The organism is Halodesulfovibrio sp. MK-HDV, assembly GCF_009914765.1.
Lineage (GTDB): Bacteria > Desulfobacterota > Desulfovibrionia > Desulfovibrionales > Desulfovibrionaceae > Halodesulfovibrio.
Window position 1 is genome coordinate 49,474 of sequence record NZ_WYDS01000007.1, and the last position, 26,519, is coordinate 75,992.

General features: G+C 47.3%; 20 protein-coding genes. 16 read left to right on the forward strand and 4 right to left on the reverse strand.

Going from position 1 to position 26,519, the window contains the following annotated elements; genetic code table 11:
- Nucleotides 1-923: 923 nt before the first annotated feature.
- From MKHDV_RS07100 to MKHDV_RS07135, 8 genes are all read left to right on the forward strand, one after another.
- Nucleotides 924-1,589 (forward strand): succinate dehydrogenase/fumarate reductase cytochrome b subunit, encoded by a 666-nt coding sequence (locus MKHDV_RS07100; RefSeq protein ID WP_160713697.1) that lies wholly within the window; start codon nt 924-926, stop codon nt 1,587-1,589.
- Nucleotides 1,590-1,607: 18 nt separating this feature from the next.
- Nucleotides 1,608-3,497, forward strand: coding sequence for a fumarate reductase flavoprotein subunit (locus MKHDV_RS07105; protein WP_160713699.1), 1,890 nt, complete (start codon nt 1,608-1,610; stop codon nt 3,495-3,497).
- A gap of 11 nt (nt 3,498-3,508) precedes the next feature.
- Nucleotides 3,509-4,303, forward strand: a complete 795-nt coding sequence (locus MKHDV_RS07110) for a fumarate reductase iron-sulfur subunit (RefSeq protein ID WP_160713701.1) — start codon at nt 3,509-3,511, stop codon at nt 4,301-4,303.
- Complete coding sequence (locus MKHDV_RS07115; protein WP_160713703.1) at nt 4,284-5,120, forward strand: fumarate hydratase; 837 nt, start codon at nt 4,284-4,286, stop codon at nt 5,118-5,120. The genes MKHDV_RS07110 and MKHDV_RS07115 overlap by 20 nt, the downstream gene beginning before the upstream one ends.
- Nucleotides 5,120-5,665, forward strand: a complete 546-nt coding sequence (locus tag MKHDV_RS07120; protein WP_160713705.1) for a Fe-S-containing hydro-lyase — start codon at nt 5,120-5,122, stop codon at nt 5,663-5,665. Before MKHDV_RS07115 ends, MKHDV_RS07120 begins: the two co-directional genes overlap by 1 nt.
- Nucleotides 5,666-6,358: 693 nt before the next feature.
- Nucleotides 6,359-7,207, forward strand: a complete 849-nt coding sequence (locus tag MKHDV_RS07125) for a sulfide/dihydroorotate dehydrogenase-like FAD/NAD-binding protein (protein ID WP_160713707.1) — start codon at nt 6,359-6,361, stop codon at nt 7,205-7,207.
- 35 nt (nt 7,208-7,242) lie between these two features.
- Nucleotides 7,243-8,628, forward strand: coding sequence for an NADPH-dependent glutamate synthase (gltA, locus tag MKHDV_RS07130; protein WP_160713709.1), 1,386 nt, complete (start codon nt 7,243-7,245; stop codon nt 8,626-8,628).
- Between the two features lie 237 nt (nt 8,629-8,865).
- Nucleotides 8,866-10,902, forward strand: a complete 2,037-nt coding sequence (locus MKHDV_RS07135) for a methyl-accepting chemotaxis protein (protein ID WP_160713711.1) — start codon at nt 8,866-8,868, stop codon at nt 10,900-10,902.
- Nucleotides 10,903-11,202: 300 nt separating this feature from the next.
- Here MKHDV_RS07135 and MKHDV_RS07140 read toward each other — a convergent pair whose 3' ends face one another.
- Both MKHDV_RS07140 and MKHDV_RS07145 read right to left on the reverse strand, forming a co-directional pair.
- A complete protein-coding gene (locus tag MKHDV_RS07140; RefSeq protein ID WP_160713713.1) occupies nt 11,203-11,394 on the reverse strand; it encodes a hypothetical protein in 192 nt (63 codons plus the stop codon).
- Nucleotides 11,395-11,468: 74 nt separating this feature from the next.
- Nucleotides 11,469-13,064, reverse strand: coding sequence for an SDR family oxidoreductase (locus MKHDV_RS07145; RefSeq protein ID WP_160713715.1), 1,596 nt, complete (start codon nt 13,062-13,064; stop codon nt 11,469-11,471).
- Nucleotides 13,065-13,235: 171 nt separating this feature from the next.
- On the opposite strand from MKHDV_RS07145, the gene MKHDV_RS07150 reads away from it, so the two are divergent.
- On the forward strand, nt 13,236-14,939 hold the full coding sequence (locus MKHDV_RS07150; protein WP_160713717.1) for an FAD-dependent oxidoreductase: 1,704 nt from the start codon (nt 13,236-13,238) through the stop codon (nt 14,937-14,939).
- A 209-nt stretch (nt 14,940-15,148) separates the two neighbouring features.
- Here MKHDV_RS07150 and MKHDV_RS07155 read toward each other — a convergent pair whose 3' ends face one another.
- Nucleotides 15,149-15,772 carry a Lar family restriction alleviation protein gene (locus MKHDV_RS07155; protein ID WP_160713719.1) on the reverse strand — a complete coding sequence of 208 codons (624 nt, stop codon included), beginning with the start codon at nt 15,770-15,772 and terminating at the stop codon, nt 15,149-15,151.
- 196 nt (nt 15,773-15,968) lie between these two features.
- Between MKHDV_RS07155 and mutY the strand changes: the two genes are divergently transcribed.
- The 6 genes from mutY to MKHDV_RS07185 all read left to right on the forward strand — a co-directional run bounded on the left by mutY (nt 15,969) and on the right by MKHDV_RS07185 (nt 21,280).
- Nucleotides 15,969-17,081: an A/G-specific adenine glycosylase gene (gene mutY, locus MKHDV_RS07160; protein WP_160713721.1), complete on the forward strand. Its 1,113-nt coding sequence runs from the start codon at nt 15,969-15,971 to the stop codon at nt 17,079-17,081.
- 73 nt (nt 17,082-17,154) lie between these two features.
- On the forward strand, nt 17,155-17,829 hold the full coding sequence (locus MKHDV_RS07165; protein WP_162859843.1) for a site-2 protease family protein: 675 nt from the start codon (nt 17,155-17,157) through the stop codon (nt 17,827-17,829).
- 27 nt (nt 17,830-17,856) lie between these two features.
- Complete coding sequence (gene trpS, locus MKHDV_RS07170; protein WP_160713725.1) at nt 17,857-18,849, forward strand: tryptophan--tRNA ligase; 993 nt, start codon at nt 17,857-17,859, stop codon at nt 18,847-18,849.
- Nucleotides 18,850-19,094: 245 nt separating this feature from the next.
- The gene (locus MKHDV_RS07175; protein WP_160713727.1) at nt 19,095-19,901 is read left to right on the forward strand and encodes a YkgJ family cysteine cluster protein; all 807 of its coding nucleotides are present in this window, start codon (nt 19,095-19,097) and stop codon (nt 19,899-19,901) included.
- Nucleotides 19,902-19,919: 18 nt separating this feature from the next.
- A complete protein-coding gene (rfaE2, locus tag MKHDV_RS07180; RefSeq protein WP_160713953.1) occupies nt 19,920-20,420 on the forward strand; it encodes a D-glycero-beta-D-manno-heptose 1-phosphate adenylyltransferase in 501 nt (166 codons plus the stop codon).
- A 659-nt stretch (nt 20,421-21,079) separates the two neighbouring features.
- Nucleotides 21,080-21,280, forward strand: a complete 201-nt coding sequence (locus MKHDV_RS07185) for a hypothetical protein (RefSeq protein ID WP_160713729.1) — start codon at nt 21,080-21,082, stop codon at nt 21,278-21,280.
- A gap of 501 nt (nt 21,281-21,781) precedes the next feature.
- On the opposite strand, the gene MKHDV_RS07190 is transcribed toward MKHDV_RS07185, so the two are convergent.
- Nucleotides 21,782-24,160, reverse strand: coding sequence for a multiheme c-type cytochrome (locus tag MKHDV_RS07190; protein ID WP_160713731.1), 2,379 nt, complete (start codon nt 24,158-24,160; stop codon nt 21,782-21,784).
- A 285-nt stretch (nt 24,161-24,445) separates the two neighbouring features.
- On the opposite strand from MKHDV_RS07190, the gene MKHDV_RS07195 reads away from it, so the two are divergent.
- Nucleotides 24,446-26,404 (forward strand): heavy metal translocating P-type ATPase, encoded by a 1,959-nt coding sequence (locus tag MKHDV_RS07195; protein WP_160713733.1) that lies wholly within the window; start codon nt 24,446-24,448, stop codon nt 26,402-26,404.
- The last annotated feature ends 115 nt before the right edge of the window (nt 26,405-26,519 follow it).

Here is a 26,519-nt window from a genome sequence, read left to right on the forward strand (position 1 = left end):
CGAACGGGAGATTTTTTGTTTTTGCAGGCGTATCTCTAACTACAGAACTGTTTGGAATTACTAGCATATTTCAAAAGTTCATATGTCAGAGGTATTCAAAGGAGTGCGCTTTTCTGGTGCACACACTAGAAAAGCGTTGCTCCTTGGGTTTTCGTTCTTCTGGCTGAGACAAGCTAGTGCAGTGCCCGGTCACATAACTCTTATACAGAATACGTACTGTATTCTTTGTAACAAGTTATTTACGAACCGAAGCAGGTTGCACGCGTAATCAGCCGGTTACACTATGAGCTGCCCCTCATAGTGTTTGTTGGAATTTCCCGGGTCTTTTGAGTTTGACTAAACAACTTCTTTTTACCCTATGCGCACCAGCTTTTGAGTCTGGAGACAATGCACCCATGCGTGCCCGGACTTACAAGCAAGAAGATGTTTATGTACTCATACTAAGTATACCATACATCGCACATTGATAACTATAGGCTTGATAACGCCTGCACAGGAACTGTTGTTCCACGCAGTTGGCCATTGTTATCTCTGAGTAAGGTTTGCTTTTGCACTTCAAAAGACCCGGGAATCCGATAGACCTATAATGCCGTCCGGCATTATCCTCATCCGAAGCTTTCCCATTTGCACGGTCAGGACAAATACGTACCTGCACCCGTAACCGCGTCACTTTCTATACATTGCGTGCCACATCATACTTTGATATAGCCGCCCTGTTTCCTTGCCCAATCTACTCTTACAAAATACAATACGCTTATTTTACGAGACTTTTTTTCATTTCATCTGTGCGCTCAACCATGCACTTTTTGTTTGTCCATATAATATACCAATATAATTAGTATACTGTGTGGATTTGTTTGTTTTTTTTGCCTATTATCTCGCAACTAATAATTTATTTATGGAACTTGTATGGAGGATGAATAATGAACTCTAGCACCATTACTCTGCACGCCCCCGCAAAAAGCAAGACACAGGGACGTTTGGATTTTTTCCAAATGATTTCCGGCGTCCTGCTTATCCTTTTTTTATGGGCACACATGCTTCTTGTTTCCAGCGTGATCATCAGCCCTAGCCTCATGAACGCTATCGCGTGGTTCTTTGAAGCTACGTACATGGCACAAGTTGGCGGTCCGTTGATCGGTATCCTTATTTTTGCGCATTTTCTGCTTGCTGCACGCAAAATGCCTTGGAAAGTTTCAGAGTCAGACGCATTCATCAAACACAGTATAATGATGAAGCACCGTGACACTTGGATGTGGCTTGCTCAGGTTGCCACCGCTCTTATCATCCTCATTATGGCCAGCATCCACATGTGGGTTGTGCTTACAGACTTGCCAATTACTGCCGTTAAAAGTGCGGCGCGCATTCAGCACGGTGGCTGGCTGCTATTCTATCTAATCCTTCTTCCAATTGCAGAAACCCACGTAGGCATCGGTTTTTACCGCATCGGCGTAAAATACGGGGTCATCACTAAGGAAAATCGCGCTTGGTATAAAAGGAAAGAATACGCGCTCATGGGCGGCTTCATCTTTATCGGTCTGATCACGCTTGTGCGCTTTATGTATCTGCCTCTACACAGTGGCATGTAAGCTAGAAGGAACATACGTATGCAAATTTTCTACACTGACTTATTATGCATTGGCGCAGGACTTGCCGGAGAGCGCGTAGCCGTTGAAGCTGCCAAAGCCGGATTTAACGCAACATGCCTTTCCATTGTTCCTCCACGCCGTTCTCATTCATCCGCGGCTCAGGGCGGAATGCAGGCTGCACTCGGTAACTGCGTTATGGGTGAAGGTGACTCACCGGACATTCATTTTGCAGATACCGTAAAAGGCTCAGACTGGGGCTGCGATCAGGAAGTTGCCCGAATTTTTGCGGACACAGCTCCCATTGTAATGCGTGAAGTAGCGCATTGGGGCGTGCCGTGGAACCGCGTTGAACAAGGTCCAGCCACCTACTACAAAGGCGGCAAACCCTTTGACGCCGTGGAAAGCAAAGAAAAGCACGGTCTCATTCACGCCCGTGCTTTTGGTGGCACCGCTAAATGGCGTACATGCTACACAGCAGACGGCACAGGCCGCTCTGTTCTTAATACTCTGGACTCCATGTGCCTACGCTACGATGTAAATATTCATGACCGCACTCAGGCAGAAGCCCTTATTCATGACGGTGAAAATTGTATCGGTGCTATTGTCCGCTGTCTGCGTACAGGCGAGCTTATGGCGTACTATGCAACAGCAACCCTCATTGCGACTGGCGGCTATGGACGAATCTACAAAGCCACAACCAACGCGGTTATCTGCGACGGTGGCGGTCAGATTGCAGCACTCGATACAGGACTCGTTCCTTTGGGCAACATGGAGGCAATCCAGTTCCACCCGACAGGAACCGTGCCTACAGATATTCTGGTAACAGAAGGCTGTCGTGGTGATGGCGGTACACTCCTAGATGTTAACGAATACCGCTTTATGCCGGATTACGAACCGGAAAAAGCTGAACTTGCTTCCCGAGACGTTGTTTCCCGCCGGATGCAGGAGCACATGGCAAAAGGGTTTGGAGTAAAATCTCCATACGGCGACCATTTATGGCTCGACATCCGTCACCTTGGCGAAAAGCACATCACTACTAAACTTCGTGAAGTATATGACATCTGCACCAGTTTCCTTGGTGTGAATCCGATTACCGGACTCATTCCGGTTCGCCCTACTCAGCATTACTCAATGGGCGGTTTGCGCACGAACAAAGACGGCGCAGCATACGGCCTTAAAGGTCTGTTCTCCGCTGGTGAAGCAGCTTGTTGGGACATGCATGGATTCAACCGCCTTGGTGGTAACTCCCTTGCTGAAACCGTTGTTGCGGGTCGCTATGTCGGGCAGAAGGTTGTGGAATTTCTGCAAGGCAATTCTGTCGATTTTAAACAAAGTGCACTGCGTGACGCCCACATGAAAATAGATGGGCGCATCAAGTTTCTTGCAGGCAACTCAGGAAAAGAAAGTGCCATTGTTCTGCGCGACGAAATGCAGGATATAATGATGGACTACGTAGGAATCTTCCGTAATGGTAAGGACCTGCAGACAGCAGTAGACAAATTGGAAGAACTGCACGCACGCTCCATGAGCATCGGTCTGCAAGGTAACGCCATCGGGTTTAATCCGGAAATTTCGTTAGCCTTACGCATCCCGGGAATGATCAAACTTGCACAGTGCACCGCATTCGGCGCGCTGAAACGCACAGAATCCCGCGGCGCACACACTCGCGAAGATCACCCTGAACGTAACGATAAAGAGTGGCTCAACCGCACGCTGGCGTACTGGAAAGAAGGCGATTCTTTGCCGACTCTCAAGTATGAAGATGCCTCACCTTACTTTGAAATTCCTCCGGGAGAACGCGGATACGGCGGCGGAAAAATCCTCTATGCGGATATTCCGGCTGACAAGCTGCGCGTTCCTGAGAAGAAATCATCCGAAACTGCCGCACCTGCGGAAGACAAAGAGTAAGGGAGTAAATTATGAGCCGTCGTCTCCATATCGAAGTATTCCGTTATAATCCACTTGATCCAAATTCCGAACCGCAGATGCAGTCATTCTATATTGATGAATATGACTCCATGACCTTATTTATCGCGCTGAACATTATCCGCGATCAGCACGACGCGACATTACAGTTTGATTTCTGCTGTCGCGCAGGTATCTGTGGTTCCTGCGGAATGGTCATCAACGGACGCCCCGGCCTTGCCTGTCATACACAGACAAAAGATCTGCCGACTCATATTGTTCTGCACCCGTTGCCGGTATTCAAACTTATCGGCGACCTTTCTGTTGATACGGGAGTGTGGTTCCGTGATGCAGGAACACGCATTGAAGCGTGGGTACACAACGATCATGAAGCACTTGACCCTACGCAGGAAGAAGCTCGCATGGAAAATTCCCTTGCAAATGAAATCTTCGAGCTTGATCGATGCGTGGAATGCGGTTGTTGCATAGCAGCCTGCGGTACAGCCCGTATGCGTCCAGACTTCCTTGGTGCAGCCGCCATAGCCCGTGTTGCCCGCTTCTACCTTGACCCTCGTGACGAAAGAAACGTGGAAAACTACTACGAAGTAATCGGCAACGATCAAGGCGTATTCGGCTGCATGGGACTACTCGCCTGCGAAGATGTCTGTCCTAAACATATTCCTTTGCAGGATCAGCTCGGCATTATGCGTCGTATGCTGGCTCTGCATTCCGTAAAAGGAATTGTGCCTAAATCGCTGATTAACAAACTCTCGCATAAGGGATGTTGCCATGAGAACCATCAAAGCTGAAACAATTCATAATGCAGTGGTAGACCTTGTTCTTACCGCTGCACGTTACCTGCCTGAAGACGTAAAACAGGCAATTGCAGACGCGAGAGAAAATGAAGACTCCGCATCTGCGCGGGAAATACTCGGTCAGTTGCTTGAAAACGCAGAACTCGCTGCAAGCTCCGGACTTCCGTTGTGTCAGGATACAGGCGTAGGCATTTTCTTTGTTGAACTTGGTGACCAAGTACATGTTGAAGGCAACCTTATTGAAGTCATCAACAAAGCAATGATCGAAGGGTACGAAAAAGGATTGCTCCGCAAATCCTTGTGCCATCCGCTTACACGCGCCAACACCGGTGATAACTCTCCGGCAGTTGTACATGTGGACATTGTTCCCGGCGATAAAATCAACATTAAGCATATGGCAAAAGGCGGCGGTTCAGAAAATATGTCCCGCTGCACCATGCTTACTCCGGCTCAGGGCTGGGAAGGCATTAAAGAATTTGTCGTACGCCGTATGGCAGAAGCAGGCCCGAACCCGTGCCCGCCTACCATTGTAGGTATCGGTATCGGCGGAACCTTCGATCTGGCTCCGGCATTAGCGAAGAAAGCACTATTCCGTCCGCTCAGCGAACCGAACCCCGATCCGGAACTGGCGAAAATGGAAGAAGAGCTGCTTGCAGAAATCAACAAGCTCGGCATCGGTCCTATGGGGCTTGGCGGTAAAACCACAAGTCTCGGTGTAAAAATAGAAATGCGTCCGTGTCACATCGCAAGCTTACCGCTTGCTGTGAATGTGCAGTGTCACTCTTCACGCATCAAGGAGGTCGAAATCTAATGGCTACGTATGAACTGACCGCCCCGTTGTGTGATGAAGATGTGAAAAAACTCAAAGCCGGTGATGTGGTAAAGCTTACGGGCATTATCTACACAGCCCGCGATGCAGCACATAAACGGTTATGCGACATGCTCGATAAAGGTGAAGAACTGCCATTCGATCTGAAAGGCGCTGTCATCTATTATGTCGGCCCGAGCCCAGCACCGGAAGGCCGCCCTATCGGCTCCGCAGGCCCTACCACCAGTTACCGTATGGACTCCTATGCCCCGCGTCTGCATAGCCTTGGCGTAAAAGCCACCATAGGCAAAGGCAAACGCAGTGCAGAAGTACGCAAAGCGCTTGAAGACCATACAGGCGTATACTTTGGAGCAACAGGCGGCGCAGGTGCGCTACTGTCGCAGTGTATTGATAAAGCTGAAGTCATCGCTTTTGATGAATTAGGCCCTGAAGCAATCAGAAAACTCACTGTGACCAAATTCCCGCTGCTCGTGGTAAACGATTCATATGGCAACGAGCAATACGCCAAGCCGAATTATGATTTATAATTAAGATGGTTATTATATATTAAAGTGCAATTCAGCAAAAAAAAGACTGCTTTGTGCTGAAACGCGCACAAGATCCCTTCAATTGTGAACTTCCCAGATATGTGTTGTGCCTTAGAGCATACATAACGCTGAATGGGAAAAGCATTCTTATGATGTTTATGTAAACCACAACAGTGCTGCTCTGGAGAAATCTGGGGCAGCACATTTCAAACCATAACTGGGAATAATGTGCGGTTCGTTGCAAAGCGAAACAGCCATACAGTACAATTTGTGCGGGCGAAACTGCATTCCCACATACACGACACTCCCTTCCAAATGGAGCAAAGTAACGCTGTTCAACTTTCTTGGCTGCATGTTAGTGCTTCACTAGTTACGGAGTGACGTGTTAGGAGAATAATTATCTTGCTGCACGTCGTCTCGTTAGTCCGGTGCGCTCGAGGGACTCCCTCGCTTTTCAGGCCGCACCTTGCCGCGACATCAGGAGACGTTAAAACTTGTCAGGGGTTTTACCGTGTCCTTGCTCACAGCCATCTTCACAGATGACATCTAACGAACGACTATTGTTCTAGGCCCCGATACGTACTGTACTCGGCTACAATCTGCTCGGCCTTTTTTTAAGGCTGACATGCGCTTCCAACGCACAAACATTTCCGCTGTCGCTGTATTTTCTCACACGGCGGAACAGGTATGATTATGGCTAATAAAATTCTTAAAAAAGAACAGTTAATCCCAGGACAAACCAGCAAGCTGGTTATTGATGCGCCGCATATTGCGGCAAAAGCCAAGCCCGGCAACTTTGTTATCCTACGTGTAACGGAGCGAGGCGAGCGTATTCCGCTTACTATCGCTGACACTGATCCTGAAAGCGGTACCATCACTATCGTGTATCTGGTACTCGGCAAGTCAACAGCGTTACTTGAACAGCTTAACGAAGGCGACGACATTCTTGACCTTTGTGGCCCGCTCGGAAAAGCAACCGAACTACACTCCGGCGGCACAGTTATCTGTGTTGGCGGCGGTACCGGCATTGCTGCTATGCATCACATTGCTAAGGGTAATCACGAAGCTGGCAACCACGTTGTTGCTATCATCGGTGCCCGTAACAAAGACCTCCTGCTGTTTGAAAAAGAACTCAAAGAGTTCTGCCCGGAAGTTCTCATCTCTACAGATGACGGATCTTACGGTCACCATGGCCTTGTAACTGAACTGCTGAAAGATCGTCTTGAAAAAGATGACTCTGTTATTGAAGTAGTAGCTGTCGGCCCTGTGCCGATGATGGCTGCTGTTTCAAAAACCACCGAACCATTCGGTACTCCAACCACTGTAAGTCTTAACTCCATTATGGTTGATGGCGTTGGCATGTGCGGCGCTTGCCGTGTAACAGTTGGCGGAGAAACCAAATTTGCTTGTGTAGACGGTCCTGAATTTGACGGTCACAAAGTAGATTTTGGTGAATTACGACAGAGACTGGCTGCATTTTCCAGCCTTGAAAAAAAATCTTTCGACCATCACTGCAGGTGCAAGTGCAATGACAACAGCTAAAAAGACTAAAAAAACAGATTGCCCCTCGTGTTCCAATGCCTAACCAACCGGCTGAAGAACGCGCCCGCAATTTTAAAGAAGTGGCACTGGGTTACACCAAAGAAATGGCAATGCAGGAAGCTGCACGTTGTCTGAACTGTAAAAAGCCTAAATGTGTTCAGGGCTGTCCAGTACAGGTACCAATTGCAGATTTCATTGCTGAAGTAGCCAAAGGCAATATTGAAAAAGCCTACTCCGTAATCAAAAGCACCAACAGCCTCCCTGCTATTTGTGGACGTGTTTGTCCGCAGGAAATTCAGTGCGAAGGCGCATGTATTCTCAATGCGAAAGATCAGCCAATTGCTATCGGTCGTCTTGAACGCTACGTAGCAGACGAATACATGTATCTGGATGCGTGTGACCTCATCAGCGCTAAGCCTGAGTGTCCATTTATTGATGAAGAGAAAAAGGTTGCTTGTATCGGCTCCGGCCCATCCAGCCTTACCGTTGCAGGCTATCTTGCCAGCCGCGGTTGCAAAGTAACTATCTTTGAAGCACTGCACGAAGTAGGTGGCGTACTCGTTTACGGTATTCCTGAGTTCCGCCTGCCTAAAGAAGATGTTGTTGCTAAAGAAGTTGGTGCTCTTAAAGATCTTCAGGTTGATTTTGTAACCAACTACGTTGGCGGCAAAACATTCTCCATTGAAGACTTAAAAGAGCAGGGTTACAAAGCTGTATTCGTTGGTGTCGGCGCAGGCCTGCCACGCTTCTTGAATATTTCCGGCGAAAACCTTTGTGGTGTTTTCTCCGCAAACGAATATCTCACACGCGTCAACTTAGGACGTGCATACGACTTCCCTAACTACGACACTCCTATCATCAAAGGCCGCAAGGTTACTGTATATGGTGGTGGTAACGTAGCAATGGATGCTGCCCGTACTGCACAGCGCCTTGGTGCTGAAACTGTACACATTGTGTACAGACGTACAGCAGACGCTATGCCTGCTCGACTTGAAGAACTTGAACATGCTGTAGAAGAAGGCATTATCCTTGAAGTGCTTGCGAACCCTATTGAGTTCAAAAGCGACGGAAGTGGTAACCTTGCTTCTGTAACATTGCAGAAAATGAAGATGGGTGAACCGGATGATTCCGGTCGTTGCCGTCCTCTCCCTATCGAAGGCGAAACATACGAGCTGGAAACAGACCTCGCTGTTATCGCTGTAGGTACCCGTCCTAACCCGGTTCTGCTCGAAAACGAGCCTGATCTGAAGTTAAACAAATGGGGCTACATCGAAGCTGACGAAGAGACTAACGAAACCTCCATTCCTGATGTATATGCAGGTGGTGACATCGTTACCGGTGCAGCAACAGTTATTCTTGCAATGGGTGCAGGCCGTAAGGCAGCACAGGAAATTGCTCGTCGCTTCGGCATAGAAGACTAACTACTCGTCATTTTACGATAAATAGAAGGGCAGCCTCTCAGGCTGCCCTTTTTTATTATTAGACTATCAAATTAATAGTATCAAATTACCGATTTATCAGAATTTTCACTAAAAGAAACATAACTTTTTTCCGCATCCATCCGATACTAATAGAACGGGGACACAAAAATCATAGCTAGCATTTACTTATGATTTGCAACTTGCTGCCACACAATACCATCACGCGGGAGGGATGCGATGAAGTTCAACCTAAAAGCACAGTTACTAGTACCGACATTGTTGATCATCATTGTCGGAATGGGCACAGCTTCTTTTTTATCATTCAGAGAAGCAGAGTCCGTCTTGAAAAAAACAATGATCGACCAATCAGAACAGGTCGCTCAAGGTCTGCAAACTCAGATCTCAGCATGGGTAGAAGACATCCGGCAGGATTTGACTATTGCAGCGGGTAATGGCTCCATCAAGCGTGCCCTTCTTAGCGACGGGTTGAATCAGACAGCATACATTCGTGCCACCTCCTACCTTCAGAATATGGAAAAAGAGTATTCGTATTACGAAGGTGTGGGAATCATAAATAAAGAAGGCATCGCTTCAGCCTACTCGAACATTGATATGGTTGGTAAGCTAGATATCAGTAGCCGAAAATACTTCAAAGAAGTAATGCAGGGTGCACCTGCAATTTCTGATGCCATAATGAGTAAAGTTTCAGGGCAACCAGTTTTAGTCGTTGCTACTCCGATTATAGAGAGAGGCAGCACTGTCGGTGCTGTCATCGGGGTTGTCAAATTAAGCGTGTTCTCTGAAAAATATATTAAGCCCATCAAAATGGGTAAATCCGGCTATGCCTTCCTTTTAGCAAAATCCGGTTATCTTTGTGCGCATCCAGACGATTCTACAATTTTAAAAACAAAACTTACTGACTATGACTGGGGCAAAACGATAGCTTCCCAAGATTCCGGTACCATTACCTACGAATGGCGTGGTGTAGAGAAAGTCGTTACCTACCGCAAAGAACCGGTCACAGGTTGGTCTATTGGTATTGCCACCAGCGTTGACGACATTTTTTCATCAATCGCCTCAATCCGTAGCTCCAATCTTATTACAGCAACTATTGTTGTACTTCTCACCGGTATTGTAATCTTCCTGATTGTTCATAAAATTGTCGCAGCAATCACCAAAAGCGTTAACTTTGCAGAAAATGTTGCTCAGGGCGTTTTAGATAAAGAACTCGACATCGACCGCACAGACGAAATTGGAACTCTAGCAACTGCGCTTAAAGAAATGACTCTCAACCTGCGCAAAATGATCAAAACTGCCGAACAGAAAACTGAAGAAGCAGAACAGGAATCACAGCGCGCGCATGTTGCAATGCAGGAAGCTGACGAAGCTCGAAGCGAAGCTGAAAAAGCAAAACGCCAAGGCATGCTTCAGGCTGCTGCACAGCTGGAAACGATTGTTGAACATATTACAACAACCGCAACCGAGCTTGCTGCGCAGATTGATGAATCCAGTCGCGGTGCAGAGCTTCAGCTCGAACGCACCGGCGAAACAGCAACAGCCATTGAAGAAATGAATGCTACGGTGCTCGAAGTTGCCCGTAATGCAACATCCGCAGCGTCTCATGCTGAAGATACCAAGCAGAAAGCAGAAGAAGGACAGCATGTTGTTTCCTCCGTTGTTCAGTCCATCGATGAAGTAAGCGAACGTTCCACCAACCTGACAGAAAGCCTCGGTGCACTTGGAAGCCGTGCTGAAGACATTGGTAGTGTTATGACGGTTATTACTGACATCGCAGACCAGACAAACTTGCTGGCATTGAACGCCGCTATTGAAGCAGCACGCGCAGGTGAAGCAGGACGAGGATTCGCTGTTGTTGCGGATGAAGTTCGTAAACTTGCAGAAAAAACAATGCAGGCAACCCGCGAAGTTGATGAAGCTATTCAGGCTATTCAGGTAGCCTCAAAAGAAAATATTCAGGGAATGCAGGCAACATCCAACGTAGTTGTGCATTCAACAGGGCTTGCAAGCGAAGCTGGTGACTCTCTCAAATCCATTGTTGAAGTTGCCATTGCAAACGCCGATCAGGTTCGCTCTATTGCATCCGCGAGTGAACAACAGTCAGCGACTTCAGAACAAATTGGGCGAAGCTCAGAAGAGATCAACCGAATTGCAATGGATACAGCTTCAGGCATGCGTGAGTCCGCAGTAGCTGTAAACGAACTTGCTGAAATGACTCAGAAGCTTCAGCACCTTGTTATTGAGTTGAAGTCCTAAACAATTCAGAATCGGTTGATTAAAGAGAATTCAAACGCTCTCACAACCACCCAAAAAATAGAAAAAAGGCTGCTCCGTTTTCACGGGGTAGCCTTTCTTTGTATTCGTATTTCTCCACATTTGAACGATTACATATCGTTCAAAATTATCCGATGTTAGCCGGTCGGTTACCTAAAAGCTGTAAGTCTACCTTATAGCTCGTTAGTAGGTTAAAATGAGACCTCAACGTCACCACGGATCATCTAAAGATACTATCCGCTCTCGCTATCAGTTAGCCATCTGACTATCTATGCTTTGACTCTATTCATCGTCGTCATTGTGTTTTGCTTTATGTGCTCGGGCAAGGGTTATTCCGGCAACAAAGCCAGGAACCATGCCTAGAGCAATAGCGCGCGGAAGGTTTGGCAAAAAACCAACAAGGTACCCAAGGACACCGACCGACGCCCCGATCAAAATTCCGCGAACAACAAAGTTAGGTGCTTCTTTAGACATGTTTACTCCTTACATTAGCGCCGCATGGTACGGTGTGCCATGTGTGAGTGTCAATTGACATTCTTCGTAGCGCATTACGGCTTTTCAGGCGTATGATCGCTCCGTTTCACGGCTTCCGCCATAGTGATTTTCTGCATGGTATCAAGGGAGCACCGTTGCAGGGCAATATGTTTAATTTGCCACGGTCCTTTTACTATTTCGCCATCTGCCGCTTTAGCAATAGCTTTCAGCATTCCGCCAAAAATAAACAGATGCATTGGGATTAACGAATACCAATACGCCATGCCCCACAGACCCTTAGGATGAAAATAAGCGATCATTCGTAATTCAGTAACATGCTCTGTTCCAGTGGTTACTGGCAATAACGTAAATTCTAGCAAGGCTTCACCGGGTAATTTCATTTCTGCCAGTAATAAAAGCCTTCGATTTTTTTGAATATCTAACACACGCCAAAAATCCAGCGCATCGCCGATAAACAACTCTTCAGGGTCGCGCCGTCCACGCCGTAAGCCCGGCCCACCAACCATCTTGTCGATAAATCCGCGAATGCGCCACAGGTAGTCATCTTTATACCACCCGTTCGTGCCGCCAATGCGCTTAACTACGCCCCACACGTTCTCCATTGTGTCCCGTATATGCACGGCATTTGCAGAATACAACGTCGTGCCGCCTGCATAGGTGCTGTCTCCGCAGGTTACCCATTCTGGAATTTCCGGCTCACCTGCGTCTGTCCAGCTTGTATCCACAGTATGTTGCCGCACCCTCGCCAACGCCCGTGTTACAGACTCTTTTACGGTAATTAGCTCTTGCGGAATTATCTCACGAATGGAGTTTTCTGCACACACCACATTGTTTCGCAGTCCTTCAACCAATGGACGTGCAAGGCTTGTTGGCACAGGCGTAACAAGATTAATCCACAATGAGCTCAAACGTGGAGTAAGAACAGGCACAGGGAAGATAAGCCGCTTCCGCAGCCCTGCCTCTTTTCGATAAATTTCAAACAACTCGCGATACGTAACAATATCCGGCCCGCCAATGTCGTATGTTTTACCCGCAGTTTCCGGAGCATCCAACACACCTGTCAGATACGTAAGCACGTTAGACACGGCAATTGGCTGGCACTTACTGTTTACCCAGCGCGGCGTAACCATCACCGGCAAGCGATCCACCAGATATCGAAGCAATTCAAACGAAGCACTGCCTGCACCGATTATCTGCGCAGCACGCAGCACCGTAACTGGCACTTCTGATAACGACAAGATTTGTGCGACCTCAGCTCGGGATACAAGGTGCTTACTGAGCTTTGGATCATCGGGTACTACGCCTGAAAGATATATAATCCGGTTCACTTTGTTGATACGGCACGCCTGAACCATATTGTACGCAGCCTTACGGTCCGCATCACGGAAATCTTTTTGGGATGGATTCATGGAATGAATAAGGTAATAGGCAATCCCGCAGCCACGCGCAGCATCCATGGTGCCCTTTCCTGAAACCATGTCCCCTTCAACGACTTCAAGATTTTCATCTGAAGCCCAAGGTCTGCTATCCAGCTTACGTTTGGAACGCACAAGCACACGAACCTTCTTCCCTTGCGCCAATAACAAAGGAACAAGCCTTCCGCCTATGTAGCCTGTGGCTCCGGTAACTAGAATGGGTTTATCATGCATATATTTCTCCGGTACAGTATGCCTAAATTTTCTTAAAACAAAACATATCGCACTTTGCCTTCTCCCGCGTCTATTTTTTCACCTATCCCCATATTGCAGAACTTCCCAAGCGTGGTATTCTGAACCATTCCCTAATCCTGTCATATCGAAACGATTGTTCGTGGAGGACGTATGGTACCGCCGACCAAACCCAAAGACTCTTCAACCACACACGAAACTTCAAACGCGTCATCACAAAATGATGAAGAACTCTGGATTCTGCCGGAAGAAGCGCGTGCAACACTCTCCGAAGTGTTTAAACAGCTCCAAAAAACCGTTGAGCTGCACATCGTAACGGACAATGACCCGCAGAACATGTTCAACGGTGTTACTCTGCAATTTGCGTATGACATGTCTAGACTCTCCGAACATATCACTCTTGTGAAGCACACTCTCGGTGACAAATTTTCAAAAAAGCACGAAGTGGAGTTCTCCCCATCTCTACTGTTCAATCCTGATGAATACGACATCCGCTTCACTGGCGCTCCATTAGGAGAAGAAGGAAAAGCCTTTGTGGAAACCGTCCTCCACGTTTCTTTCGGCGCAAGCTCACTCTCTGAAACATCAAAAGCTATTCTTGCAGAGCTTATAGAACCACGCCATGTCCGAATATTTTCCTCCCCCGGATGTCCATATTGTCCGGGACAGTTCATGAACGCAGTTAAAAGTGCTATTGAAAGACCAAAACTGATTCGCGCTGACTGCGTTGATTCTGACGAATTTCCCGAACTGTCAAAACAGTTCAGAGTCGGCTCAGTACCGCACACAGCGTTCAGTGAAACATATCACCGCATCGGACTGCTGCCGGAAGAACGCTTTTGTCTTGAATTACTCATGCTGCGCGATGCAGAAGCCGTACTTCGGGAACAGATGCAGGAAGCGGAACCTGAGGAAGAAGGAAAAATATACGATTTGCTCATTCTCGGTGCCGGTCCAGCCGGACTTACCGCAGCAATTTATGCAAAACGCTCCGGTCTCGATTCCATAGTGCTCGATAATTCAGTCATTGGCGGGCAGGTGATTGCAACGCCTACTGTTGAAAACTACCCGGGGTTCCAAAGTGTAGGCGGCACAGCACTTGTGGAGATACTCACCGCGCACACTCGAGAATATTCAAATATCCGCGAGAACCAGCTTATAGATGATGTCACAATAGGAGATGTTATCGAGGTGCATACCGCAGGGCGCACGTATGCCTCAAAAGCACTCATTTTTGCCACTGGTACAGAATGGCGGTCACTTGATGTGGAAGGCGAAAAGAAATATTTCGGCACTGGGGTTACCCATTGTGCTTCCTGCGATGGCTATATGTTCCGCGGTAAGCATGTCCTCATGGTCGGCGGCGGCAACAGCGCCCTCACAGACGCACTACATCTTAAAAATTTAGGCATCGACGTCACTGTTGTTCACCGGCGTGAGACCCTACGCGCGGAAAAAGCATTGCAGGACGCACTTAAACGCGAAGAAATTCCTGTCATCTACAATACCGTCATTGAAAAGATATATGGCAATGACACAGAGGTTGAAGGGGTAACTTTCAAGAATATTAAATCTGGAGAAATTTCAGAACATCACTGCAACGGCGTATTCATTGCCATTGGCATGAACCCAAATTCTGCACTTGCAGAAAAGATTGGTGCACAGTTGAATCCGGACAAAACGATTCATGTGGATACTTCCATGCGTACCAACCTCCCCCGAATTTATGCTGCAGGTGACGTTAACGGCGGTGTCCGGCAAATTGTTACCGCTGTAAGTGACGGGGCAGTTGCTGCCATGTCTGCCTTTGAAGATTTGCAGCACCCATACTGGGCTTCTGAAAAAAATAAACAGTAACAAGATATCTTGAAATTTTATAAAAAGAGCAGCATCTAAATGCTAAATGACGCTAGAGTCCTAACATAGCCTCAAATGATTCTATGGGCGCAAGCCGAGTCGGAATAATCGCGGTATTCATAGGTACAAAAAATATAAGGTCGATACATCCAACGATGTATCGACCTTACTTCTTTTTTTAATCAACCGAGCTAAATTATCTATGAGTTCTATTGTTCGCGGGCAAACTCCACCAAATGTTGAACAGATTTGAGCTGGTCAGCATTCGGGCTCCTAAAACTGCCGCCAACGCCAACAACCTGACTCGTCTGCAATAGGTGTTTAGGGATAAGCTCAATTTGTTGAATCGGGTTAGATTGAGGTGGCGCAACAGCTTCCTCATTCTCATCCGTAGGCTTAGGAACAGGATTTTTGTAATACAAATACATCCTCTGTTCTGCCAATTCTTCAGCAGAGCTTGGAATTGCGCTCAAATTTCCCCCTTTGAGCTGCAAAAAAGCACCATAATGAGAAACATTGCGCATTACGCCCGTAATCTTTTTTCCATTAGGTTGAGACAGCGTAAGCACGACAGGCAAATTGATCGGATACCGTGTGCTTATGCGCTGCGTATCACACGACATAACGCGCACAAGTTTATTGCTGTCCTGCACAATTTCATAAGTAAAAGTTGTGTTTCCACGTTCATTCCACAAAACCAAGGCTTCATCTTCGCTCAAGGCTCGCGCACCGGTCATACCGCACTGATCACAAACTACGTAATAGTAGATGGCGTCAAAATAGAGAAGCGTCCTGCTCCCATTGCAGTTTGGACAAATTTTAGGAATCAGCATCCTCAGTCCCCCCAACACGATTTACGTACTTAACTTAGTGATAGTGCTATTATTATACAATGTACGATATCTAATGTCTAAAAGAAGTTACACCTTCTCATAGGTTTTTTCTTGTAACTCTACTCTTTACTCTATGTAGAGCAAACGCTACCACAAATGCATCCCCGACACCAAGTAAGCAGATAACGAGTAAAAAATGATTTCACCAGACCAATACCCCGCATTCTCTAAAAACCTTCTATCGTGGTTTTCCAGCAACAAGCGTGCCCTGCCATGGCGCGAGGATTATGCACCATACCGCGTATGGGTGTCCGAAATCATGTTGCAGCAAACTCAAATGGAACGCGGTGTTGCCTATTTCCATCGCTGGATGCAGGCATTACCCGACGTCACAGCTGTTGCAGAAGCACATGAAGATACTCTGCTAAAATTATGGGAAGGTCTGGGCTATTATTCCCGAGTTCGCAATCTGCATAAAGCTGCAAAAATTATTGCGGCAGAACATGACGGTGTTTTTCCAGAAGCTCATGCGGACATCCGCGCTCTCCCCGGTATTGGAGATTACACAGCCGGTGCCATTGCTTCCATTGCATTTAATCAGGATGTTATCTGCGTTGATGCAAATGTTGAGCGGGTTTTCTCTCGAATTTTTGATATTGATACGCCCGTTAAACAAAAACACAACATGGCGTTCATTCGCGAAACTGTCGCAGCCATGCTCCCTTCCGGCCATGCACGAGAATTTAATCAGGCCATTATGGAATTGGGTGCATTAGTTTGCAGCAAAAAGCCCCACTGCCACCGCTGTCCGCTTCAAACGTACTGTGAAGCTTACCACCTTGGGATTCCGCAAGAACGCCCTGTTCCGACAGCAAAAAAGGGCATTCAACACATTGATGTTGCGACTGGCTTTTTGATGCATAAAGGAAAAATTTATATCCAGAAACGTCCGAATTTCGGCGTATGGGCTGGTTTCTGGGAACTCCCCGGTGGCTCCGTTGAAGAAGGTGAAGCACCGGAAGAAGCAGTTGTTCGTGAATTCATGGAAGAAACAGAATTCCCTGTAAAAATTGAAGATAAAATTATTGTAGTAAAACATGGCTACACAACCTACCGTGTGACCATGCACTGCTACTTTCTTACCTTTACGGGGGAGCATACTCCAGAGCCTGTGCTCCATGCCGCCACAGCATACCAATGGGTAAACATGGACGAGCTGGACACTGTCACCCTACCGGCAGGACACCGTAAACTTCTTGATCATCTGCAGAACGACATGCGTTTAAAACCACTTTTAGAAAACAGCTAGTTCACTAGCGTAAGACCTTCGGAACCGCGAATTTACTTGCTTCACAAAGGGGTTCGTGGTAGCCGCAAAAGTTATGCCTACTATCGATATAGCAACAAGTGTGACAAAGATCGCCATTGCGTTTATTCCCATTCTTCTTGGCATGGTATGCCACGAAGTTGCGCATGGCTGGGTAGCGTACAAACTTGGTGACCCTACTGCAAAAGCACAGGGCCGTCTTACGCTAAATCCTCTTCCGCATATTGACCCTATGGGTACAGCAATGTTTGTACTCACAGCGCTCACCGCCCCTTTTGTTATTGGCTGGGCGAAACCTGTGCCTGTAGATAGCCGCTGGTTCAAAAACCCAAGAAAGGGTATGATCCTTGTTTCAATAGCGGGACCTCTTACTAACTTTCTTCTTGCGGTTCTCTTTGGTGTCTTCCTTGTCATTGTGGCACAGAACCAACCAGTACCCGGCTCCATTTACGCATCTGTGTACGAATTCTTACGCAGTATGCTGAGCGCAGGCGTCATCATTAACCTAGCTCTCGGCTGGTTCAACCTGATGCCGTTCCCACCGCTGGATGGTAGTCATATAGTGGCAGGATTACTCCCGCCGCGTCTTGCATATAAATTTCAGGGAATTTCCCGTTATGGCTTTATTCTTATAGTTTTATTGTTGGCAACAGGCTTTCTGGGAAAAGTCATCGGCCCCCTCATCTTTGGGTCTGCTGACTTAATCATTCAAATGATTACCTTTTTTTAAGCCTGATATTATATCCGGAGGAATGAAATGACTCGTATACGTACCGTTTCCGGTATGCGTCCTACTGGCGCTCTACACCTTGGCCACTACTTTGGCGTTCTTAAGAACTGGGTTGAAATGCAGCATGAAATGGATTGCTACTTCTTCGTAGCAGACTGGCACGCGCTCACCAGTGATTTTGCAAACACAAGTGGCATAAAAACTCACGTTACGGAAATGGTTAAAGATTGGCTTGCCTCCGGTCTTGATCCTGAAAAATGTACAATCTTCCAGCAGTCCGCAGTGAAAGAACATGCAGAACTGCACCTGCTGCTGTCCATGATCACCCCACTTGGCTGGCTCGAACGTTGCCCTACATACAAAGAGCAGCGTGACCAGATCAGCAATAAGGACCTCGGCAACTACGGTTTCCTTGGCTACCCTGTGCTCATGGCTACTGATATTCTTATGTACCGCCCAACGTATGTACCTGTTGGTCAGGATCAGCTGCCGCATATCGAAATGACACGCGAAATCGCACGTCGTTTCAACCATATGTACGACTGTAACATCTTCCCTGAACCTGAAGGTAAGCTGACTCCTGAAGCAAAACTTCCGGGTCTTGATGGCCGTAAGATGTCAAAAAGCTACAACAACGGCATCTTCCTTCGCGAAGGTATGGACGACATCCAGCCTAAAGTTCGCGGTATGCTTACTGATAAAAACCGCGTGCGTCGTAAAGATCCAGGCGATCCTGATATCTGTAACCTCTTCCCGTACCATGTACTCATGACTTCTGAAGAGAAACAGGCTGAAGTCCGCAAGGGATGTACCACTGCTGCGATTGGCTGTACTGACTGTAAGAAAATTCTCCTTGAATCCATGGAAGAATTCCTTGCTCCTCTTCAGGAACGTCGCAGAGTTATTGATGCAAATCCAAAGCTCGTTCAGGAAGTACTGGCACACGGTAACGAACGCGCCACTAAAATGGCTCGCGAAACCATGGAAAAGGTTCGTAGCGCTATTAACTTTGATTTTTAGCATCTAAAACTTTTGATGACTTTATGCCTCCGGCGGGCGGGTTTTGCCTCTGCTTCTGGCAAGAAGGGCAAACTCAGCCTTCCAGAGGAATTTGATGTCGTCACGTACAGGACGAACACATATTCGTTCTATGACGACTTCGCATTGCGTAAATTACGACTAATTTGTGGGGTGTTAGAGCCTACACTAGTCGTTCAGTTTTTTAGCAACAATGTGCGGGTCTGTCACAATTCAAGGGAAGTTTTATGTTTGTAGATCCACATGATGCAGGTCCTGATGATGACTCCGCGGTGCAAGACACTTTAGAATATCTTGAATCCTTGCCGCAGTTGGCAGACAGCGACACCTTTTCTTTTGCATGTCATCCCAAAGTATCCTGCTTTAACGCCTGCTGTCGCGACTTAAGCATGCCCCTCTCCCCATACGACGTATTGCGCTTGCGTCAGGGACTTGGCTTGGACAGCACAACTTTTATTAAAGAATACGCAGTCATTGAGCAGTACCCTAACTCCGGTTTTCCCGTACTGTTTCTTAAAATGACTGATAATATCGAACAGGAATGCCCGTTTCTTTGCGAAAAAGGCTGTACTGTTTATGAAGATCGCTCCGCAGCATGCCGCGCTTATCCATTAGGCCGCGCAACACATCTTGATGAAAACGGCGAAATTGTAGAACAGTTCGTTGTTGTTCAGGAAGATCACTGTAAAGGCTTTGCCGAGTCCAAAGAATGGACAGCAAAGGAATGGCTCAAAGATCAGGGACTGGAAGAGTACAACTACTTTGCAGACCGCTACATGAGCATTATCTCCCGCTTTATCGACACAGATCTTGAACTGACGCAAAAACGTGTTCAGATGGCACTGCTCGCTTTCTACCAGCTTGATCACTTCAAAGGATTTATGGAAGACATGAATCTTATGGATAGAGTGAACGTGCCGGAAGGACGCCGCGAAAAAATTATGACTGACGAGAAGGAACGCCTTCTTTTTGCCATGGAATGGATGGAACTCATCCTTTTTGGCACCAGCACAACCCTTTCACACCCTGCGTAATAACGTACTGATATGAGCATGAACAACGGTATTCCAGCCCATCCGGCAATTTTCCGTGCAGACCAGTGGGACGACCTGCTTACCGCACTTGCAGACAAACGCGACAAGCGCATTGTTTTCACTAACGGCTGTTACGACATCCTGCACCCTGGACACGTGGATATCCTTGCCCGCTGCAAAGCAGAGGGTGATATTCTTGTGCTTGGATTAAACAGTGATGCTTCTGTACGCTCGTTAGGCAAGGGTGATGACAGACCAGTAAATACATTTGCAGTTCGTGCATATGTGCTGGCTCACCTTACAAGTGTGGATTATGTTGTAGAATTCGATGAACCTACACCATTTGAGCTTATCGACGCAGTACGTCCAAACGTGCTCATCAAGGGTGGAGACTGGGGGATTGATTCTATTGTAGGGAAAGATATTGTAGAAAACGATGGCGGCGAAGTGCTTAGCCTTCCGCTGTTGCAGGGCTTTTCTACCACTTCACTCATAGAAAAGATTCGATCAGATTGCTAAAGGCGCAAGTCCCTAGCTACTAAAAAATATAAGTCCGCCCTTGTCGTTCCTCAGACAGGGGCGGACTCCTTTTTGCGACATGCGTGTTCGGGCTAGAAACGCGGATTGTTGCGTAGCACGCCGCAAAAGAAAAGATCCCCTTAGCGCCAACAGAGGGGATCTTAGCCAAAAACTATCTTTCCGCACACCGCTTCCGGCACTGAAGCGGCTTACTCTGGACAGTCTGTCCTGCAAAAAAAAGCAGAACTCCTAAAAAACGTACATAGCATTAATCTGTTCACCAAAAACAGGTAGCAACCATGCAATAGTTCGCAAAGCGAACCTTGATGTTTAAGCATTCTATGCGGTGCGCCATATTCACGTCCGATACATGGGGGCATCAGGAACCGTGACCTAAAAAATTCTCTTTGCCTTGTCTGGAAGGCTGCAACTACTGCCCAAGAGCGGTTGCATCATAAGGAGCTCGAAGTATTTTTGGGTATGGCTAGCATTGGGAATGTCTTAAAAACAAGCAACGCAATTCATATAAGCGAAAGTATTGCCTGTGTCCTAAAAAAAGTTCTCCCGCACGTTTCGACACCAACTTATTGTCAAACACCATCTTTTCTGTAAAGCTTTCGTAATCCACTGCTTTTACAATTCAAACGTCGGAGAGCCTTATGTCATCATCAGAAATTCAAATCCCGCCGGAGATCCTTTCAGAGCTTCAAACCCTTGCTCATGAAAAAGACCCGAACACCAAAGCAACCACGCCAGAGGAGCTGCTGCACTTACTTCTGCCGCAAAATCCAAATGTACTTGTTGATACTCCTTCTGCTCTTTTGGCGATTAAGGAAGCTATTTCATATCTCGGAAAATAATTTTTTTTTATCGAGCCGCTTTTTTAATCAAAATGCTGGAGTGATAACCGGACACAGTTTCATAGAAAACTCCTACCCACATTTTGCCACTGACCCACGACACTTATTTCATAAGCCTCGAAGACTTTTTCATACCCAAAAAATACTGCGAACAAGTCATCTCCCTACACCTGCTACCTTTCGACTATTGATACTCCCGTTTGAACATCCCATGCTGGTTTCTCCGCACTCCATTACTTCGCTTTTCCCATCCTCTTGCCCAAAAATAAGGGCTACCCAACAATATTGCTGAACAGCCCTTTTTCGTTCACGAAAAGTAATGATACATAAGCCGCAACGATGCTCAAGCAACGTGCTGGCCTCGCTACTAATAATTTCGAGAGATTCCTCTGAACCCCCTGTAAATTTTAGCCAGTAACAAGTTTTCATACTCTACAGTCTGCGATAGCAGTGTGAAATACCACTGTAATCGCCATTGAAGAAACACAAAGTATTAACTCGCTAGCATTTAGGTCCTTCTTTACGCTTACACTTGCGGGTATGCATAAACGCTGCGACGATTACAAAAAAGATAATCGCCAAAATGACTGCCGAGGCTGTAATAGCATCAATTTCATATTTACCAATAACCATAATCATGCCCTCCGTAACGCTGTATTCGGTTCGCATGCGGGCAAATGGATTCTGTTTTTCCATTATATCCCGCTGTGCATCCGAAAGCGGTGAACTCAACGCCCAATGAAATCCTACCTGTTGTAATGCCTTTCCACTTCTGGTCACAACCTGTGTATACGGAACCTGCTGTGCGGAGATATTGCTATTTCTTCGCGAAGGCATACGCCTTGCCCTGTCCCGTTCCAATATCTCCGTCTGGCTCCCGCTGCGTAGCGCGGCCTGTAACCACGATTCTTTTAACGGTGCAGCTGCAACGCCAAAACCGGAATCATCACCATAGCCCAAAGCCTTCGGGTTAGCATGGCATGACTCGCATGGCCTTGCGTTCCGCGTTACCGTATGCGGTGCAAGCGGTGCCATAGTGAACGAGGCGGAGAGTAGATCATTCAATGGAACGTTTTGCGCCGCATATGCACCTGCTGAATCGTACACGGAAAGCACTGTTTCTTCTCTACTAGTATCCACACGATTGACGAGTAGGTCTTCGATAGTTTTGTGCAGAGCATTATAGATTGTTGAGGAATTCTTTTGAGCGGTATGAGCGGTGAAAATATGTCTTCGCAGGAGAATAGCATCATCCGGTGTAACGAGAGTTACGTCTTGCTGTACTAACGGGGTCAACGGACTTATGCGTCCTTCTCCATTTACACCAAGGATAGGACTACGCCATTGCAGTTGCTCTGTACGCTGCGCTGTATAGAAGGTATCCGGTGTGTTGAAGTCTACCAGTAAATGCGTGCCGTACTCTTGCGGTACCCATGCACTATGACAACTGTAGCATTCAAGGGATTCGAAATGTTTGGGGTGCTGTAGCTTTGCAGCCATTGCCCGCGCTGGATTCTTCCAAGCACGCCGTTGTGCAATTTTTTTAAGCACAGGTACCTCGTATGAAATGCCTGACGCAGAATGTACGACAACAGCCTGACCTCTCCGGACGACATTGCCGAAAGGATTCCCGCGAGCTGTCAGAAGATACCCATCCTCCGGAACATACACGGTGCCGACCTGTTGCTCGAACGGGAGAATCTCCGCAGTGCCACGTGGGTCACCTTGTGCTGGCGTTGACTCAAACTCATCCTGCCAGCCCAAAGGAAGCTCCCACGGGAAAAATTCTGTTGTGCCGTGGCAATCTGCGCATTCGACTTCAACATTTACCCGACCGGAAACAGCTATATTCCCTGTTCCATGCATTGCCCGCGTGGAATGGCAATCTTGACAAAGCAAGCCCCCCGTAGGGTTCCCGTACCGATTCATCCCGTTATGATGCACATCGTCGCGCATGGCGCGATACGTCTGTGCTCCTGCCACACGCAAAAGCCCAGCGTAGGAGGTTGCTATCTTTTTACCTTCTGAATGACACTGCGCACAGTTCTCAAAAGCAATACCACTTGTGGCTTTCCCGTTAACTACGATCTTACTTTTAGCTGTTCCCTGAAGGGAATGCGTCAGCAATTTATTATCTTTTCCGTATCGTAAATGGCAGACGGCACAGCCGGAATCTTTGCCACCGCTGTGTATGGTGCCAATATGACATGACGTACATTTTGAACGAACATATTTATATCCTGCAAGCTCTGGACGCGCTTCTATCTCACTCCATTTTTTTTCAGGAACAGCGACAACGCGTTCCGCAAAAATACCATCCTGCTTACGATTCAAACGAACCATGTATGCTTGATATTCCGGCGTCCCGACAGAAGGAAGAACACCGTCTAAATCTGTGATGGTTTTGATACCGACAGGCTGTTTCGGCTTGATACCCCATGCCTGCAAGGCAGCGGACATATGACCTGTTCCAGTAGCCATACCGGAACGCCGCAGGCTGTACACACGACCTGTATGGCATTGACCGCAGGTTTTATCGACAACCGACATGGCAGCCGGACTTGTGGTAAATTCAGTAAGCAGACTCTCTTTTGGTGCTCCATGATGCAGACGACGTTCCCATAGTGCAACAGGATCACCACCATGACAGACCACGCAGCCATTCGGATCACCCTGCGATGCGCCGAGCAAATAAATCTGCTTTGCCATGTCTGAATTATGCGAACGAATAGGCGCAATGTCGCTGTGACAGTGACCGGCAAGACATCCCGAACCTATTGCCGGATACCCTTCCGGAGACATGTCTGCCGGAACCGCACTCCAAACCGCTCCAGTCCATAGCAGAAGACTGCACCATGTAATAAAAAGTCTGCGTAACATACTTAACTCCTGTGCAATTCCATCTGGCACATGGGAATACACAACAGTACAACAAACACAAACCTCATGCGACAATTGTTTGGAATATATCACTAAGTTAACTATACATCTTATCCCTACTCCACCGCACCACACGGAATACAACGCACTGGGGCAACGTCTTAATACAACGCAGCATGATATTATCAAAGTTTAGCATCGTAACATGTCCATAGGTTTGCTACAGGTGGAGAGGTAACTCTAGTTGGATGCCCTCTTTCGCCATATTCTAAACAGGACAACGCCATGGAACCCATCACGCATCGCCACTCTACATTTGAAGACGCAGCAAACTGCGAGGTCTGCTCTGCACGCGCACGCCAACAACGCAACAGCTTGTTTCTTAATGCTGATGCAATCATGCTCTATGTCGCAATTGTGCTTTTTATATGTGAGTTGTTTTTCGAAAATCTCTTCCATGAACACAACTTGCAATCGTGGGAGTTTGCCTTTGTCCTCGTTGCGTACCTGCTTGCGGGCGGCACAGTCCTGACCAATGCGCTCAAAACGGTTCTGCGTGGTGACTTTTTTGATGAAAATGTCCTTATGGTCATTGCCACTGCGGGTGCTCTTGCTATCCATGCGTATTCTGAAGCCATCGGCATTATGATTTTCTTTAAGATAGGCGAATTGATGCAGTCGTTAGCGGTTGCCCGATCACGCCATTCAATAACAGCGCTGTTGGCATCAAAACCGGAAATGGCAAGGGTTCACACAAGCTCAGGAGTGGTTGAACGAGTACCGGAAGAGGTCGTAATTGGAGAAAAAGTAACAGTACGTCCCGGGGAAAAAATCCCTCTGGATGGTGTTGTGCTGGAAGGTAACTCACAAATAAACACAGCTGCGATCACTGGCGAATCTGTGCCGATTTCTGCGCATAAAGGTGATGAGGTGATGGCAGGGCAAATCTGCATAGACGGCGCAATTACACTTCGTGTTACCCGCCTGTTCAAAGAATCATCCATCGCCAAAATCATGGATCTGGTCGAAAACGCAACAGCGCGTAAGGCGAAAACAGAAAAGTTCATTACGACATTTGCTAAATACTATACCCCGTATGTGGTGCTGATCGCCTTGGCTGTAGCATTCATCCCGTCACTTGTTATGGGGGGAGATTTGACCAAGTGGGTCTACAGAGCCCTTGTCCTGCTGGTTATCTCTTGCCCGTGTGCGTTGGTAATCAGTATCCCGTTAGGCTATTTTGGAGGCATAGGACGCGCTTCAAGCTCAGGAATCCTAATTAAGGGATCTAACTTCATCGATGCTCTTGCAGACGTTACAGCCGTTGCATTCGACAAAACAGGGACACTCACCCACGGCATATTTGTTGTTAACCATATCGATCCGGTAAACGGATTTACAAAAGAACAACTTATTGAAAGCGCAGCGGCAGCTGAGTTCAACTCCACCCACCCCATAGCGCGCTCAATTCTCGAATACTACAAAGCGCACGATGGAAAACTGGATGAAACCGGACTGGAAGAAGCCAAAACTATTTCCGGCAGAGGTACCAGCGCTCATTATTTCGGGAAATATATTCTGGCAGGAAACGCCTCACTACTTACACAGCAGCGCATTAACTTCTCACAATCACGGCTGGAAGGAACAATCGTTTATGTTGCGGTTGATCGTGTTTTCGCCGGTGCTATCAGCATAGGTGACGCCTTGCGTGATGATTCGGTTGAAGCCATCCGTCAACTTAATGAGCAAGGTATAGAAACAACCATGCTCACGGGTGACAATGAAAAAGCTGCCAGCGCCTTTGCAGAAGAACTCAATCTGGACACATTCCACGCAGGATTGTTGCCGGAAGAAAAAGTAGCGTTCTTTGAAGAACTACAAGCAAAGCAAGATAGAAAAGGCCGCATCGCGTTTGTAGGCGACGGCATTAATGATGCGCCAGTTATCGCTCGCGCAGATGTGGGAATTGCAATGGGTGGATTAGGAAGCGATGCCGCCATTGAAACCGCGGATGTAGTGCTTATGACAGATGCACCGTCCAAAGTGCCGCAAGCCATAGCCATCGCACGGCAAACCCGAACAATCGTCTGGCAGAATATTGTTTTCGCCTTTGTCGTTAAAGGTATTTTCATAACCCTCGGCATATTCGGCATCGCAACCATGTGGGAAGCCGTTTTCGCAGATGTAGGTACATCCTTGCTCGCACTTGCAAACTCAACTCGTATTTTTACGTTCAAACGATGAACAAAACGCATCCGAACGCATGATTGCTTTGAAGGCACTCTGCCAATTGTATCGGCATGACGTATGAGTGCCTTCATCCAAACAACCTGCGCGGCAACGCAAGACAACACTGTGT

What these genes read in the sequence shown, in the direction of transcription:
- MKHDV_RS07115 (WP_160713703.1), top strand. Translation starts at nt 4,284, where the DNA reads ATGAGAACCATCAAAGCTGAAACAATTCATAATGCAGTGGTAGACCTT.
- MKHDV_RS07100 (WP_160713697.1), top strand. Translation starts at nt 924, where the DNA reads ATGAACTCTAGCACCATTACTCTGCACGCCCCCGCAAAAAGCAAGACA.
- MKHDV_RS07105 (WP_160713699.1), top strand. Translation starts at nt 1,608, where the DNA reads ATGCAAATTTTCTACACTGACTTATTATGCATTGGCGCAGGACTTGCC.
- trpS (WP_160713725.1), top strand. Translation starts at nt 17,857, where the DNA reads ATGACTCGTATACGTACCGTTTCCGGTATGCGTCCTACTGGCGCTCTA.
- MKHDV_RS07135 (WP_160713711.1), top strand. Translation starts at nt 8,866, where the DNA reads ATGAAGTTCAACCTAAAAGCACAGTTACTAGTACCGACATTGTTGATC.
- mutY (WP_160713721.1), top strand. Translation starts at nt 15,969, where the DNA reads ATGATTTCACCAGACCAATACCCCGCATTCTCTAAAAACCTTCTATCG.
- MKHDV_RS07155 (WP_160713719.1), bottom strand. Translation starts at nt 15,772, where the DNA reads ATGCTGATTCCTAAAATTTGTCCAAACTGCAATGGGAGCAGGACGCTT.
- MKHDV_RS07150 (WP_160713717.1), top strand. Translation starts at nt 13,236, where the DNA reads ATGGTACCGCCGACCAAACCCAAAGACTCTTCAACCACACACGAAACT.
- MKHDV_RS07120 (WP_160713705.1), top strand. Translation starts at nt 5,120, where the DNA reads ATGGCTACGTATGAACTGACCGCCCCGTTGTGTGATGAAGATGTGAAA.
- MKHDV_RS07175 (WP_160713727.1), top strand. Translation starts at nt 19,095, where the DNA reads ATGTTTGTAGATCCACATGATGCAGGTCCTGATGATGACTCCGCGGTG.
- MKHDV_RS07145 (WP_160713715.1), bottom strand. Translation starts at nt 13,064, where the DNA reads ATGCATGATAAACCCATTCTAGTTACCGGAGCCACAGGCTACATAGGC.
- gltA (WP_160713709.1), top strand. Translation starts at nt 7,243, where the DNA reads ATGCCTAACCAACCGGCTGAAGAACGCGCCCGCAATTTTAAAGAAGTG.
- MKHDV_RS07140 (WP_160713713.1), bottom strand. Translation starts at nt 11,394, where the DNA reads ATGTCTAAAGAAGCACCTAACTTTGTTGTTCGCGGAATTTTGATCGGG.
- rfaE2 (WP_160713953.1), top strand. Translation starts at nt 19,920, where the DNA reads ATGAACAACGGTATTCCAGCCCATCCGGCAATTTTCCGTGCAGACCAG.
- MKHDV_RS07185 (WP_160713729.1), top strand. Translation starts at nt 21,080, where the DNA reads ATGTCATCATCAGAAATTCAAATCCCGCCGGAGATCCTTTCAGAGCTT.
- MKHDV_RS07195 (WP_160713733.1), top strand. Translation starts at nt 24,446, where the DNA reads ATGGAACCCATCACGCATCGCCACTCTACATTTGAAGACGCAGCAAAC.
- MKHDV_RS07110 (WP_160713701.1), top strand. Translation starts at nt 3,509, where the DNA reads ATGAGCCGTCGTCTCCATATCGAAGTATTCCGTTATAATCCACTTGAT.
- MKHDV_RS07190 (WP_160713731.1), bottom strand. Translation starts at nt 24,160, where the DNA reads ATGTTACGCAGACTTTTTATTACATGGTGCAGTCTTCTGCTATGGACT.
- MKHDV_RS07165 (WP_162859843.1), top strand. Translation starts at nt 17,155, where the DNA reads ATGCCTACTATCGATATAGCAACAAGTGTGACAAAGATCGCCATTGCG.
- MKHDV_RS07125 (WP_160713707.1), top strand. Translation starts at nt 6,359, where the DNA reads ATGGCTAATAAAATTCTTAAAAAAGAACAGTTAATCCCAGGACAAACC.